This is a genomic window from Rhizobium sp. P1_E6, from assembly GCF_056405875.1.
This window is the reverse complement of record NZ_JBFUBG010000055.1, coordinates 29,155-41,614: the sequence shown is the minus strand read 5'-3', so window position 1 is coordinate 41,614 and position 12,460 is coordinate 29,155. Positions and strand designations below refer to the sequence as shown.

Below are 12,460 nucleotides of genomic sequence, written 5' to 3'. Positions count from 1 at the left end.
GGTCCAGGGCGGCGAGAACAGCTACAATGTGACCGTCAGCATGACTTTCGCGATCGAGCAGTAAAACCCCACAGGGCGCTTCGGCGCCCTGCCCCCGACGGAAAACCACTCAAAAGAAAACCGCCCTTGCTGTCTGCAAGGGCGGTTTTTTGTGCGGTGGACGATCGTCCGCTGGAGCGCCGTGGGGCCATTAGAACGGACTAAGGACGCTCTAACTCTTTGAATCGGTGCATCAGGGGTTCCGACATCGATCCCGATTTTCAGACCGATGCTGTGGTATCAGCGGCGCATGAGCGGGCAACCGCGAACGTTGCCGAAGGTCATCTGGTCGGGGCCGCGACGGCTCCAGCCCTGCACGACGATACGGCGAGGCGAGACATCGACGACGCGGGTGCGGCGCAGGCCGTAATCCTCGGCGATGTTTTCCGCCATGCGCGGATCGCAGCCGCCACGCGGCGGACGGCCGTAGCCTGGCGGACGCCCGTATCCCGGCGGTGGCGGTGGCGGGCGGCGCCAATCCGGCGGGGGCGGACGACGGTCCGGTTCGCCGATAATGATATTCACCTGTGCTGCAGCCGGCGCAACGGTGCCGGCCAGCGCAGCAGCGGAAAGAAGGGCAGCAAGCCCCGCTTTCGCCAGAAACTGCATCATGAAAAAGATCCTCGTGGTTGATAGCCGCGCGGGCAACTGCCGGAGCCTGTTTCGGAATCACTTACATACAGTTCCGAGAAAAGACGGTCGAAGGTGTCGCGGTCAAGGCAAAATGGGTCGAGCCTAAGTTTTCCGGGTCCAAGTCTTACCGGCCCCAAGTCTTCCTGGCTCTGGCCGAACGAATTAGCGATACATGAGCGGGCAGCCGCGCACATTGGCGAAGGTTATGCGGTCCCAGCCACGGCGATCGCGGCCGGCAACGACGACCCGGCGCGGCGTGATGTTGGAAATGCGTACGTCGCGCAGGCCGGAATAGCGGGCCTTGCGGATGGCCTCCATCGGCGAGCAGCCGCGAACCGGCGGGCGATGGTACTGCGCCTTGACGACGAGATCCGTCTGGGGCGCGGCGAAAGCAACGGAGCCGGCAAACGGGATGGAGCTCAGGGCGAGCAGTACGGCAAGCGAAGTCTTGGCAAGGAAATGCGACATCGGGTTGTCTCCTCGTGATGTGTCCTCGATCTCCCTTTTGGGATTGTCTCGAGACTAAACGCATGAAGCTGAATGCCGTTCGAACTGCCCATTCAGTCAGCGTTCACAAGGGTTAATGGCGTTAGAGCAACTCCAGCAAAAGTGTGCAGCGGGATTGCGTGATTAATTATGAGCTGAGATGCAGCACCACCTCGCGCCGATGCGACCGGTCGCGATGTTCGAAAAGATAGATGCCCTGCCAGGTGCCGAGCACCAGCCGGCTGTTGCCGACGGGAATACCGATCGAAACCTGCGTCAGTGCCGCCTTGATATGGGCGGGCATATCGTCTGGTCCCTCTGTCGTATGAACGACCCACCGCATCGACGGATCGGAAGATGGCGGCACGAGGCGGCGGAAGAAGCTGTTGAGGTCCGTCTTCACGTCGGGATCGGCATTTTCCTGGATGAGCAGCGAACAGGAGGTGTGGCGCACGAAGACCGTCAGCAGGCCCTCCAGCATACCGGAATGACGCACGAAGGCATTGGCCTGATCGGTGAATTCGTAGAGACCCTGGCCGCGGGTGGAAAGCGTAAGGATGGTCTGAGGCAAGGCGGTCTCCGTCGCAGATTGTCTCCGCGAGGTGGCGCGCCTTGCCTCTGAAGTCAATGGAGATGGGCCGAAACTAAAGCCGCAGCAACTCCTCGAAGCCGCCATAGATCATCCGCTTGCCGTCAAACGGCATTTTCCATTTGTCGCTGGAAAGGCGCGGATCGGCCATGACCTTGCTATTGATCTCGTCGCGATGCTGTCTGGATTTGTAGCGAATCCAGGAAAAGACGACCACCTCGTCATCCGCAGCCATGACAGCCCGTGGAAACGAGGTCAATTCGCCATAAGGCACGTCATTGCCGAGGCATTCGACATATTCGAGCGCGCCGTATTCCTTCCAGATCGATCCGGCGTGGGCAGAGAATTCCTTGTACGCATCGACATTCTCGCGGGGAACGGCGACGATGAAACCATCAACATAGGACATTGCACTTCTCCTCTTGCGTTAACGTCCGAAAGACGTGCGACGCCGGCCACATCCGACATTACCGCGTCAACTAATGCCTGCGGCCGATGCGGCTAGGAGATGAGAGCTAACCCTGAAGCGTCTTCACCTTGAGGAGATCAGGGAAGAATCGCGTCCACATGAGCACGACTGCGATTGTGCCTACCCCGCCGACAATACCGGCCGCGACCGGGCCAAGCACGCCGGCAAGCATGCCGGATTCGAATTCGCCGAGCTGGTTCGAGGTACCGATGAAGAGCGAATTCACCGCATTGACGCGCCCGCGCATTTCATCCGGCGTCAGAAGCTGCACCAGCGAGCTGCGAACGACGACGCTCACGGTGTCCGAGGCTCCGACGACGAACAGTGCGACGACGGAAAGCGCAACGTTGGTGGACAGTGCAAAGACGATGGTGGCCACGCCAAACACCGCGACTGCCAGCAACATCTTGCGACCGACATCCGATGTCAGCGGCCGCCGTGCAAGCACGATCGACATGGCAAGCGCACCGATCGCTGGTGCCGCGCGCAGCATACCGAGCCCCCATGGGCCGGCATGCAGGATATCACTGGCAAACATCGGCAGCAGCGCTGTGGCGCCGCCAAGCAGAACAGCGAAAAGATCGAGCGAGATGGTGCCGAGCATCACCGGCCGGCTGCGGATGAAGGAAACCCCGGCGAAGACGGACGACACGGTCACCGGCTCGCGTTTCGAAGGCGTCCACTCCATGCGAATGGAAATCACGTTGAAGCTTGCCACGGCGAAAAGGACGGCCGAGATCGCAAAGGGTGCTATGGGACTGACGCCATAGAGAAGACCGCCGAGCGACGGACCGATGATCAGAGCCGTCTGCATCATCGAGGTCGAGGTGGCAAYCGCTCGCTGTAGCATCGAGGCCGGTACGATACTGGGCAAAAGGGCGGCCATAGTCGGCCTTTCAAAGGCGACAACTGCACCCATGATGGTGACCGCAACAAGCATTCCGACAGGCGAAAGCCACTGCTGCCAGGTCGCGATCGCCAGCACCAGCGAGGTAATCGCTTCGATAAGCTGGCAGGCAAGTCCAATCCGTCGGCGGTCGAACCGATCGGCGACATGGCCCACGACGAAGGTTAGCACTGCCATCGGCAGAAACTGGCAGAGGCCGACGAGCGCAAGCGCGAAGGCGCTATGAGTCTGTTCGTAAATCATCCATCCCATGGCGATCGCCACGGCCTGAAAGGAAAGCGAGGAGAAAACGCGGGAGGCGGCGAAGTTCAGATAGCCGGGATGGCGCAGAACGCTTTCCCGCTTGTCCACTGGTATGTCCATTGTTCAGTCACCGGCCTGCGGGCAGGCCACAGGCGCTTATAGGAATCTTATAAGAACGGAACGGTGTTCTGCTTGAAAATGATTTATGTCAATCGGAATAAGCTCCGGCGTGCAATTGCCGCATCACCTTGGGGGTGGACAGCAGCCGACCATCTGGCACGCGGCGGTATGGATCTGGTCCCGCATGTCGAGCAGCCACATGGTCTCCTCCATGACATCAAGGATTGCCGTACGCAAATCCGGATCGACAAGAGCGAGCAGTTCGTTCTGCGAACTGCCTGTCGTCTCCGTGCCAATGAGAAGCTGCCTCATCTGCTCGACAGAGGGAGTGCTGGAGATCTCGACCCTATCGAGAATGTCGGGAGACGGAATGCCCATCCAGGCAAGCGACGAAGCAACGAGCAGTTTGCAGAGCGCTCGGCAGAGCGGAAAGGACAGTTCCGCCGATGTGTCGACGATCTTTCTCTTGAAGCAGGCGATCGTCGCCCGGACCTTGCTGTTGACGGCCGCAAACATGCCGACGGCGATCCTGCGGTTGGCTTCTACCGGTCTCAATATATAAACACGCTGACGCCTCTGCAGTGAGGCTGCGGCGCTGTTTGCCTCGTCGAAACCCTGAACAAGAAAATCGCCCCTTCCTGCCAGTATTTCCAGAAGGATTAGAATATATCCATCGCCGTACGAGACATCGAATTCAAAATTGAACGAACCATCGCCGACGCTCTCTACGATGCGGATATCCAATGCTTCGGAGCGAAGCTCCACTTGATCCAGTTTCATGGCCCCCAGCCTGCATAATACGCGCGCTCAGCGAGAATACTTCAACCTGAGGAGGCTTCATATTAATCCATTACGCTTAGCATGCGGGACTACTTGCGCCGGCCGCGATAGATCAGAAGTGGAAGTCAAGTTATCCCTTAGAACTGTCCCGCTTCCGGCGATGGCAGCTCTTCGATGGAATCGACCCTATCGGGGTAGAAGGCCATATAGTTCTTGATATTGGCAACGGCGGGATTGGGCGTCTCATAGGTCCAGATCGCATTCTTCGAACGCTCACCGCCATCAGGAATGCTGTAGTAGGAAGCATCCCCCTTATAAGGGCAATGGCTTTCGTGGTCGGTGCGCTCCAGCAGTGACATATCCACATCCTTGCGTGGAATATACTGCACCGGCGGATAGGAAGCCTCGCGAAGCGTCAGCGCATCATGCGTATCGGCAATCACGCGGCCGCCCAGCTTGACGACGATATGGGAGGGATTGTGTTCGACGGTAATCGGGTGGTCCGGCCCGGGAATCTTGATCGGCTTGCCTGACATGGATGTCATCTCCGGATTGATATCTCTCCGAAAGAGATAGGGTAGACAAGCGGTCATCCCAAGGGGTCCGCAGCTCCCTTCTCATTCTCGGCGGATTTCATAAGCCCGTTGCTGTAGGAATGAGAGACAGCATCGGCGGTTTTATGCCGGACCGCGCGATCATGTCGCCGATGATGATGAAGAGCCGCGGAAACGTCACCTCCGCGGCTTTGATCTTCTAGCGTCTTACCAGCGGTCGAGACCGAGCAGCTTGCGGCCGAGCGGCGTCAGCTCGGCGGTCTTGGCATTATGCTTTTCCCATTCGCGCGGATCGCCGGGGAAAGCATCACGCTTCGGATGGTCGAGTTCCCGCCACAGGCGAATACGCTCGTCGCGCTCTTCCGCATTGTCGTATTCGGCCGGGTGCATGGAAATATATTGCGCCATGCGCACGCGGTTCTCCGCATGGTTCGGGCGAACGCCATGGGCGAGCAGCGAATTGAAGATCATCAGGTCGCCCGGCTCCATATCGATATTCACAGTCGAAAGGCCGGTCATATCGGGATGCATCGGGTCGCGATCCTCCGGCTGCGTCTTCACCCATTCGTCGAAATGTTCGAAGAGATAGGGCACGCACTGGAAGCCGCCGACATCGCCGTCCTGCTTCTTGAGGCTCAGCACTGCCTGCACGCCGATCGGCATCGGCCGGATGGAAGTATCGACATCCCAGTGGATGAAACCGTTGGGATTGCCCTTGACCTTTTTCGGCGGGTTGAGATTGGCTCGGTCGATCGTCACCCACAGGTCTTCGCGGTCCCAGATATCGACGAAGACGTCATAGACGCGCTTCTCCATCCGGTTATCCCACATGGCCTGATGATTATAGATCTCCAGCATGCCGGTATTGTTGAGCTCTTTCATCTTGTGCTCACGGCGCTGCGGCGCATACCAGGTGGAAGGATCGTTCGGGTCCTTCTCGTCAAAACGCCAGAGCACCTCCGCAAGCCGCTCGACATTGGCTGCAGGAACGGCCTGACGAACGATGACATAGCCCTTCGTTGTCCAGTGCTTCCAGTCCGCTTCCGAGAGCACGCGCAGCGGCAGTCTCTTCTGGATGTCCTTGAGCTGGGTGGTGACCGACGAGGCCGTCGGATGAGCGTCGCGTTTCACTGCCAGTTCCATGAGATCCTCCCATCATGTGTTCCATCCCTGTGGTTTCAGGCGATGATGAGAGTGTAGCTGCGTTGGGCGCACTATGTTGTGCGGCTTTGGCAAACTATGATACTATTCTGGCGTCAATAATCCGAAAGGCGCCTGATGAGGCCTTATCTCGAAATTCTGCCGCGACATGCCGATGCTTCCTGGAGCATGCTGAACCGGCGGCTGGATGACGCGATCCCCTTCCAGTGGCACCACCATCCCGAATTCGAGCTGACCCTGACGCTGAATTCCATCGGCCAGCGCTTCATCGGCGACCACACGGGAGAGTATGCGGACGGCGACCTGGTGCTCGTCGGCCCGAACCTGCCGCACACCTGGGTATCCCGCGCCAAATATGACGAGGCGAACCCGCATATCGCCCTCGTGCTCTGGTTCCATCCGGACTGGATCCGACAGGTGACGGCAGGTGCAGTCGAGCTGCGCCCGATCGAGGCAATGCTGTCTCGCGCCGATCGGGGGCTGCAATTTTCGAGAGAAACGGCCGATGTCATACGCGGCGAGATCGAGGCAATCTTTTCAAAGTCTCCCGCCGAGCGGCTTCTTTCGCTCCTTAACATCCTCGGCCGGATTGCCGGCGACCGCCAGGCATCTGTGCTGGCGAGCACGCCCGGCCAGGGCCGTGGATTACAGGAAAGCCGCGAGCGCATCGACCGGGTGCTGACCCATCTGCATGTGAACTACGCCCGTACGATCGCCCTGGAAGAACTCGCCGATATTGCGGCACTGAGCGTCTCCGGCCTGCACCGACTCTTTCGCCGCCACACCGGCACGACTGTCTCCGACTATCTGATCCGCATGCGCATCGGCGATGCCTGCGCCCGCCTTTCGGCCACTGGCCAACCCGTCGGCCATATCGCCGATGCCGTCGGCTATAGTTCGTTTGCCAATTTCAACAGGCAGTTCAGAGCGCAGACCGGCATGACGCCACGCCAATACCGCAACGTCTTTCGCCGCGCTTAAGCTTTGGCGGTTCGCCGCAGGCTGGCAAGGCCAAGGCCGATGACGGCTGCAAGCACGCAAGCGATACCGAAAATCTGGTTGAGACCGATCGCTTCGCCCAGCACGAGGAAGGCGAAGATGACAGCCGAGACCGGCGCCACGGCAGTGAAAAGAGACGCCTCCGCACCGCTGACACGCTCCGCCCCCGCATACCAGAGCACGAAGCCGCCGACCGTCGGGACCAGCGCGTAATAGAGGACGGCAAGCAAAGCGGATTGTGAGCCGACGCCGATATCATGATGCTCGAACAAGGCAGGCACGGCCGCGACCACGAAGCCGATCGCGGTCATCAGCCCCGACTGCGTCAACGGCGGAATGGCCGTAGCAAGCCTCTTGTTCAAGAGAATGAACAACCCCTCGCAGATGACGGCGCCGAAAATCAACGCATCGCCCACAAGAGACCCCTGCCCGGCTGCCGGCGAAAAGACGATGGAAAAGACACCTGCCGCCGCAAGCCCGATCGCCAGCAGCAGGAAACGATGTGGCCTCTCACCGAGCACGAGGATGGAGATTGCCGCAGAGACGACCGGCAGCGTGCCGATGATGACGCCTGCATTGGCTGCAGACGTCAGCGATAGTCCTGAGATCAACAAGGTCGTATAGCCGACGCTTCCCGCCCCGGCCTGCGTCACGAGGATCAGCCAGTCCCGCCCGGAAAGCCGCGGCAGCCGCGATCCCGTCCAGCGCGCCAGGAAAAGGAAAAAAGGAAGAGCCACGGCAAAACGCAGCGCCGTCGCCGTAAACGGTGGCAGCCCCGAGGCAATGACCTTGCTGGCGATAACCGTGCTGCCGACCGTCACCATGGCCAGCGTGAGATAGATATAACCCCGAAATTCCCTGATCATCTGCTGCTCCCTCGAAACGGCGGAAGAAAACAGCACGAGAGACTTGGGGTCTTGAACGAAATTGCAGGGCGTCAGGAATGGCCGCGCGCATAGGCGCCGGGTGTCAGGCCATAGCGGGAAACGAAGGCACGCGTCATATGGCTCTGGTCGGCAAAGCCGCTTTCGAAAGCCACTTCCGCCAGTGGCGCACCGCTGGCGATCAGCCGCCGGGCCAGATGTATGCGGGCCTGAACGAGATAGGCGTGCGGCGTAAAACCTGTTATCCGCGCAAAGGCGCGCAGCACCTGAAACCGGCTGAGGCCACTTTCCCGCGCCAGATCAGCGAGCGAAATCTCGGCCGCCGGATCGTCGTCGATCATGCCGCGGGCATGGACAATGGAGCGCGGCGTGGGTGCTGGCGCCTCCTGTATTGCCGTTTCGCGCATCGCATCGGCAATGACCGAGAGCAGTAGCTCCTCGCAGCGCATCCGTTCCTCGTCGCCGGTCACGGCAGAAAACAGTGTGCGAAACCGTTCCGCGAGTAGGCTGTCTTGAATGACAGGGCGCGGAATTTCCGACCTGCTCGTCCCGCCTTGCGAAACTTCACGCGCAAGGCCATCCATCACGGCGGGATCAAAATAGAGAATGCTCCAGGAACGCGCCTCGCCGATCGGCACACCGTCATGCACCTCATTCGGATTGACGGTGATGAGATCACCGGCCTCCGCCTCGACCATGCCGCGCCCGCTCAGAGATTTCTGCGCGCCGGAAAAGATCAGGCCGATGCCAAACTGTTCATGCGTGTGGCGCCCAAAACGATGACCTGATGTTGCCACCACGGCCTCGACGCCCGGCACGGACGAGCGCAGCATCCTGAATTGACTGGCTGCCATCGCAATCTCCCTCGCGGCCGACTGTGCCAGCCGGCGACGAACCGGGCAAGAGATCAGAAAAATTCGTCGAGAAGCTGATAATACTCGACCCTCTCGGGATCGATGATGGAGAGCCCGTAGGCGTTGAGAAACAGCCGCACGAATTCCTCACCGAAATTATGGGCAACGCTGCGGCAGGCGAGCGCGATATCCTGATAGCGGTCGGCAACGCCAAGGCGGCAGCAGTCGATATAACCGGAAAACCGCCCATCCGCCGTCATGAAGTTCGGCAGGCAGGCATCGCCATGCGCGACGACGAGGTTTTCGGCTTCCGGCCGCAGTCGCTGCAATTCGTCGAAGAGGAAGAAGGCGCTTTTACCGAGCCGCGCCTCGTCGAAATCCGTCTCATCGACGAGACCTGCCCGCAGGCGCGCTTCGGCGGTTGCAAGGCGGTTGTCGAGACGATGATCGAAAGGGCAACTGCCGATATCGAGGCTGTGAAGGGTGCTCAGGGCGGAAGCGAGGATTTCGACACGCTCTTCCGGCAGCAGCATTGCGGCGGTCACGAGATCGTCTCCCGGCAACGCCGTCATCAGCAGGAAGCTGCGCTCGCCGTCGCTCTCATGGGCGACGACTTTGGGGCATCGCAGACCGCGGCCCGCAAGCCATGCGAGCCTCGCGGCCTCGTCGAACAATTCGGAAAAAGGCCCTGTCTCTTCGACCTTCAGGTAAAGCCCTGGACGCCCCTCGCCTTCAAGGCGGAAAACGCTGGCCGAGGAACGGCCAAGAGCGTCACGACGCCATTCATAACCGCCAAGATGGCTCCGGAGAGAGGCCGGAAGTCTGCCATCGTCCTGAAGCGGAACAACCATGATGACCCCTAGGGGAAGAAGCTCCATCAGGAGCTTCGGGATGGCAGGCTCAGTGGACGGTTYCGGCGGGCGCGCTTTCCAGGAGAATTTCGAGAGYTTCTTCCAGAGCAGCCACCAGAATATCGGTCAGCTCGTCTGCCTTGTTTTCGAGAAACATCAGGCTGACGGCTTCGTCCTGGCGTTCGAAGAAGTGCTCGATCTCGTTCGACATATCATTTGTCCCTTCTCTACCGTACCATAACGGCCATGGGAAAACGATAGAGGTGGTTCCTTGCGTGTGGCTTGTTCCAGGATGGGATTAACACCGCTGCTTTCTCAATCCCCGAGCCCGCGGCTTTTCCATTGGCTCCGAGGTATGGCATCCCCGACATCAAGGGCAAAGGAAACAACCTTTGTGGCATTCTCATCCACCGCGCAGCGGAAACGAACGTTGTACCACCCTTTGATCGTACGAAAGGCCCCAGCCCTGACATCGAGAACTGTCCCATTTGATAGGTCATAGGTCGGGACCAGCATAGGCCGAACACTGGGCGATGCATGGATCAGCTGTTGCTGGAGTTCGCTCGCGCAGAGCTTTCCGGCGCGCATGCCGCGTGGTACTCCCTCCATTGCTGTTCTTGCAACGGGATCGTCATCATCGTTCTGCGAAAACAAGGTCTTGGCTTCTGTTAGCTCATCCTTCACCGGCTCCGCCTTCGCTATTTCAGACAGCTTTGGTTCAGCCGGTTTCGTCTGCTCGATGCTCGTCTTGGCTTCTCCAGACAGTTCCGCAAGTGGTGCATTGCGCTCGTGAGACACATCAGCCGCCGCAGTCTCGGGCAACTTCACATCTTCAGGAACTGGCTTTGCGGGAGGCGTCTCCGTCTGTGGTTTTTCCGCTGCCGCCTCTGCTGGCGGCTGATTTGCCTGAGCATCATGGGGCGGCGCAGTCTCGGCAGGTTTCACTTCGCCCTGAGAAGAATTCCCGGTCATCGACTTTTGCGGACCAGTATCCTTGTCGCCATATTCGGCTATCGTCTGCAAAGCCGGCATAGGCATAGGCTTTGCCTGCTCCGGAGCCTTCTCAGCCGTCGGGGGTGGGGGTGGGGGTGGTGGCGGAGGAGGTGGCGGCTCGGCCTTTGCATGCTCCTGCGGCTTCTCTTCCTCTTTCGGTTTTTCCTCCGCCTTCTTTTCCTCGGGCTTTTTTTCCTCCGGTGGCGGGACGAGCTCGACCTTCACGCTTTCGTCTTCAGCAGGTTTCGGCTGGATCTTCGGGAGGCCGAAAATGAGGAGTGCGACCAGGGGAACATGTACGAGCACCGACGCGATGACACCCCAGCGGGCCCGAGGCTCCTGGTGCTCCTTTTCGTGATCGGTATCTGCCGGCTCGACTTCTTCTTCTATCACAGCAGCGATGTGGCCTTTAAAACCGGCAGCATCAAGCCACAAATCAAAAAAACCTTGTGATCGCCAGGCCCAAAGCTCACTGGTCGGCTTCGCCGTCGTCTGCCACCAGATTGTGCTCTTGCCACTCGTCTTTCGGAATGGCATCGCCGATGGCAAAGGYGAAGGCCACCACCGCCTGGCCGGTGGGATCGACTTCGCAGTTGAACCTGATGTTGAACCAGTTGCGCTTGCTTCGGAAAGCGCCACCGTCGACTTCGACGCTGTTGCCCCTCACCTTCTCCGCCTTCATGGCGTAGGGCGCGACGAGATCGGGTGCCGAGCCCGGACGCAGACGGTTGATCTGCTCCAGTGCTTCGAGATTGCAGAGCTGTAGATTGCGCTCCCCGCCCGACAATGAACCGAGCATCTCTCGCGCTTTCCTGCTACGCGGGCTGGCAAGCGTCCTTTTCGAAAATAGTTCCTTCGCCTGCACAAGCTGCGGCGGGCCTGATGTCAGCGGCGGGTCTGATGTCACCGGCCCCGGCAAAGCCGGCGGTGAAGGAGGCGCCTCTCTCGCAGCCGTTTCGGGCGCCGCTGACGCGGCTTCCTGCGCAGCAGCGCCAGCCTTCACTTCGTGATCATCCCGCGGTGCCTGGACGGCAGGCAGTGGAGATGGAGCGGCCATTGCAGGCACTGATACGACCTGGACGTCGATACTGTCTTCCGGCGGCGGCCTGACCGGCTCCACCTTCGGCAAAAAAGCAAGCAAGAACACGCCGACGACCAGATGGAATACGAGCGATGCCGGCCACGCCGGATCGAACTTTCCTCTTTGCAACAGGCCGGCATGTTCCATCGGCAGGGTAAATCCATGCTCTGGGTTCAAGGCGCAGCGACATTGCCAGCGCCGCAGAGCAACCGCAACGCCGCATCTGGCTCATCACCAGCTATCGGCCATCCTGACCTATGAGAGCGACGCGATGATGTCGCGATAATTCACTTCCGAAAATGCCTTTAGGGTTTTCGTACGCACATTGCCGCCCGTGGCCAGAGAAAGCGTGAAGCGTGCCATCACGCGATCATCAGGCGCCTCGCAGGTCGCCACCATGTCGTACTCGCCCATGGTGAGATAAAACTTGTCGAAGGAACCGCCCATGCTGCCGAGCATGTTCCTTGCCGCATCCAGTCGCTTGGCAGAGTCTTTCACGTTCCGGATGCCCTGATCGGTCCAGTTTATCAGCAGAATGTAGGTGGTCATGCTGCACCTCCCGGCGGAGGCTACGGTCACGCGGCGCATGATACCGCTCGCACGCCGCGACCGCTCCCTTCCCCCGCGACCGAAATTATAAGCCTGTCACCAATGAGGGACAAGCAATGCGCAGCCATCAATCCGGCTTAGTAAAATAGCTGCGGATTAATCCGCGGCTTCCGTTCAAAGAAAACCCGGCCAACAGGGCTGGCCGGGTTCTGATTTCGATTGTTGTCGGAGCTTGAAACTAGCTGTCGAGGAATGAACGCAGCTTGCG

General features: G+C 59.6%; 16 protein-coding genes. 1 reads left to right on the top strand and 15 read right to left on the bottom strand.

Annotated elements, in window-relative coordinates; genetic code table 11:
- Positions 1-279 precede the first annotated feature (279 nt).
- The 8 genes from AC1D35_RS22850 to AC1D35_RS22815 form a co-directional block, all read right to left on the bottom strand.
- The gene (locus AC1D35_RS22850; protein WP_113300025.1) at positions 280-651 is read right to left on the bottom strand and encodes a hypothetical protein; all 372 of its coding nucleotides are present in this window, start codon (positions 649-651) and stop codon (positions 280-282) included.
- Between the two features lie 183 nt (positions 652-834).
- Positions 835-1,140, bottom strand: a complete 306-nt coding sequence (locus tag AC1D35_RS22845; RefSeq protein WP_113311778.1) for a hypothetical protein — start codon at positions 1,138-1,140, stop codon at positions 835-837.
- 166 nt (positions 1,141-1,306) lie between these two features.
- Positions 1,307-1,729 (bottom strand): secondary thiamine-phosphate synthase enzyme YjbQ, encoded by a 423-nt coding sequence (locus tag AC1D35_RS22840; RefSeq protein ID WP_113311777.1) that lies wholly within the window; start codon positions 1,727-1,729, stop codon positions 1,307-1,309.
- A 73-nt stretch (positions 1,730-1,802) separates the two neighbouring features.
- The gene (locus AC1D35_RS22835) at positions 1,803-2,156 is read right to left on the bottom strand and encodes a DUF1428 family protein (protein WP_113300022.1); all 354 of its coding nucleotides are present in this window, start codon (positions 2,154-2,156) and stop codon (positions 1,803-1,805) included.
- A 106-nt stretch (positions 2,157-2,262) separates the two neighbouring features.
- Positions 2,263-3,486, bottom strand: coding sequence for an MFS transporter (locus AC1D35_RS22830; RefSeq protein ID WP_477940169.1), 1,224 nt, complete (start codon positions 3,484-3,486; stop codon positions 2,263-2,265).
- A gap of 123 nt (positions 3,487-3,609) precedes the next feature.
- A complete protein-coding gene (locus tag AC1D35_RS22825) occupies positions 3,610-4,266 on the bottom strand; it encodes a hypothetical protein (RefSeq protein ID WP_113311775.1) in 657 nt (218 codons plus the stop codon).
- A gap of 137 nt (positions 4,267-4,403) precedes the next feature.
- Positions 4,404-4,802, bottom strand: a complete 399-nt coding sequence (locus AC1D35_RS22820; RefSeq protein WP_113300019.1) for a DUF427 domain-containing protein — start codon at positions 4,800-4,802, stop codon at positions 4,404-4,406.
- Between the two features lie 225 nt (positions 4,803-5,027).
- Positions 5,028-5,963 carry a phytanoyl-CoA dioxygenase family protein gene (locus AC1D35_RS22815; RefSeq protein ID WP_113311774.1) on the bottom strand — a complete coding sequence of 312 codons (936 nt, stop codon included), beginning with the start codon at positions 5,961-5,963 and terminating at the stop codon, positions 5,028-5,030.
- A 135-nt stretch (positions 5,964-6,098) separates the two neighbouring features.
- Between AC1D35_RS22815 and AC1D35_RS22810 the strand changes: the two genes are divergently transcribed.
- Positions 6,099-6,962, top strand: coding sequence for an AraC family transcriptional regulator (locus tag AC1D35_RS22810; protein WP_113311773.1), 864 nt, complete (start codon positions 6,099-6,101; stop codon positions 6,960-6,962).
- Here the strand turns inward: AC1D35_RS22810 and AC1D35_RS22805 are convergent.
- From AC1D35_RS22805 to AC1D35_RS22775, 7 genes are all read right to left on the bottom strand, one after another.
- The gene (locus tag AC1D35_RS22805; RefSeq protein ID WP_113311772.1) at positions 6,959-7,846 is read right to left on the bottom strand and encodes a DMT family transporter; all 888 of its coding nucleotides are present in this window, start codon (positions 7,844-7,846) and stop codon (positions 6,959-6,961) included. The two genes, AC1D35_RS22810 and AC1D35_RS22805, sit on opposite strands and share 4 nt — an antisense overlap.
- 71 nt (positions 7,847-7,917) lie before the next feature.
- Entirely contained in the window at positions 7,918-8,718 is an 801-nt protein-coding gene (locus AC1D35_RS22800; protein WP_113311771.1) for an AraC family transcriptional regulator, read from the bottom strand.
- A 53-nt stretch (positions 8,719-8,771) separates the two neighbouring features.
- The gene (locus tag AC1D35_RS22795) at positions 8,772-9,569 is read right to left on the bottom strand and encodes an APH(3')-II family aminoglycoside O-phosphotransferase (protein WP_113311781.1); all 798 of its coding nucleotides are present in this window, start codon (positions 9,567-9,569) and stop codon (positions 8,772-8,774) included.
- A 49-nt stretch (positions 9,570-9,618) separates the two neighbouring features.
- Positions 9,619-9,780: a hypothetical protein gene (locus AC1D35_RS22790; RefSeq protein ID WP_477940165.1), complete on the bottom strand. Its 162-nt coding sequence runs from the start codon at positions 9,778-9,780 to the stop codon at positions 9,619-9,621.
- A 104-nt stretch (positions 9,781-9,884) separates the two neighbouring features.
- Entirely contained in the window at positions 9,885-10,997 is a 1,113-nt protein-coding gene (locus tag AC1D35_RS22785) for a DUF930 domain-containing protein (RefSeq protein ID WP_477852526.1), read from the bottom strand.
- 34 nt (positions 10,998-11,031) lie between these two features.
- On the bottom strand, positions 11,032-11,790 hold the full coding sequence (locus AC1D35_RS22780; protein ID WP_477940163.1) for a DUF930 domain-containing protein: 759 nt from the start codon (positions 11,788-11,790) through the stop codon (positions 11,032-11,034).
- Positions 11,791-11,898: 108 nt separating this feature from the next.
- The gene (locus tag AC1D35_RS22775; RefSeq protein WP_113297635.1) at positions 11,899-12,192 is read right to left on the bottom strand and encodes a GYD domain-containing protein; all 294 of its coding nucleotides are present in this window, start codon (positions 12,190-12,192) and stop codon (positions 11,899-11,901) included.
- Positions 12,193-12,460 lie beyond the last annotated feature (268 nt).

What these genes read in the sequence shown, in the direction of transcription:
- AC1D35_RS22775 (WP_113297635.1), bottom strand. Translation starts at nt 12,192, where the DNA reads ATGACCACCTACATTCTGCTGATAAACTGGACCGATCAGGGCATCCGG.
- AC1D35_RS22845 (WP_113311778.1), bottom strand. Translation starts at nt 1,140, where the DNA reads ATGTCGCATTTCCTTGCCAAGACTTCGCTTGCCGTACTGCTCGCCCTG.
- AC1D35_RS22815 (WP_113311774.1), bottom strand. Translation starts at nt 5,963, where the DNA reads ATGGAACTGGCAGTGAAACGCGACGCTCATCCGACGGCCTCGTCGGTC.
- AC1D35_RS22795 (WP_113311781.1), bottom strand. Translation starts at nt 9,569, where the DNA reads ATGGTTGTTCCGCTTCAGGACGATGGCAGACTTCCGGCCTCTCTCCGG.
- AC1D35_RS22805 (WP_113311772.1), bottom strand. Translation starts at nt 7,846, where the DNA reads ATGATCAGGGAATTTCGGGGTTATATCTATCTCACGCTGGCCATGGTG.
- AC1D35_RS22825 (WP_113311775.1), bottom strand. Translation starts at nt 4,266, where the DNA reads ATGAAACTGGATCAAGTGGAGCTTCGCTCCGAAGCATTGGATATCCGC.
- AC1D35_RS22835 (WP_113300022.1), bottom strand. Translation starts at nt 2,156, where the DNA reads ATGTCCTATGTTGATGGTTTCATCGTCGCCGTTCCCCGCGAGAATGTC.
- AC1D35_RS22810 (WP_113311773.1), top strand. Translation starts at nt 6,099, where the DNA reads ATGAGGCCTTATCTCGAAATTCTGCCGCGACATGCCGATGCTTCCTGG.
- AC1D35_RS22800 (WP_113311771.1), bottom strand. Translation starts at nt 8,718, where the DNA reads ATGGCAGCCAGTCAATTCAGGATGCTGCGCTCGTCCGTGCCGGGCGTC.
- AC1D35_RS22850 (WP_113300025.1), bottom strand. Translation starts at nt 651, where the DNA reads ATGATGCAGTTTCTGGCGAAAGCGGGGCTTGCTGCCCTTCTTTCCGCT.
- AC1D35_RS22820 (WP_113300019.1), bottom strand. Translation starts at nt 4,802, where the DNA reads ATGTCAGGCAAGCCGATCAAGATTCCCGGGCCGGACCACCCGATTACC.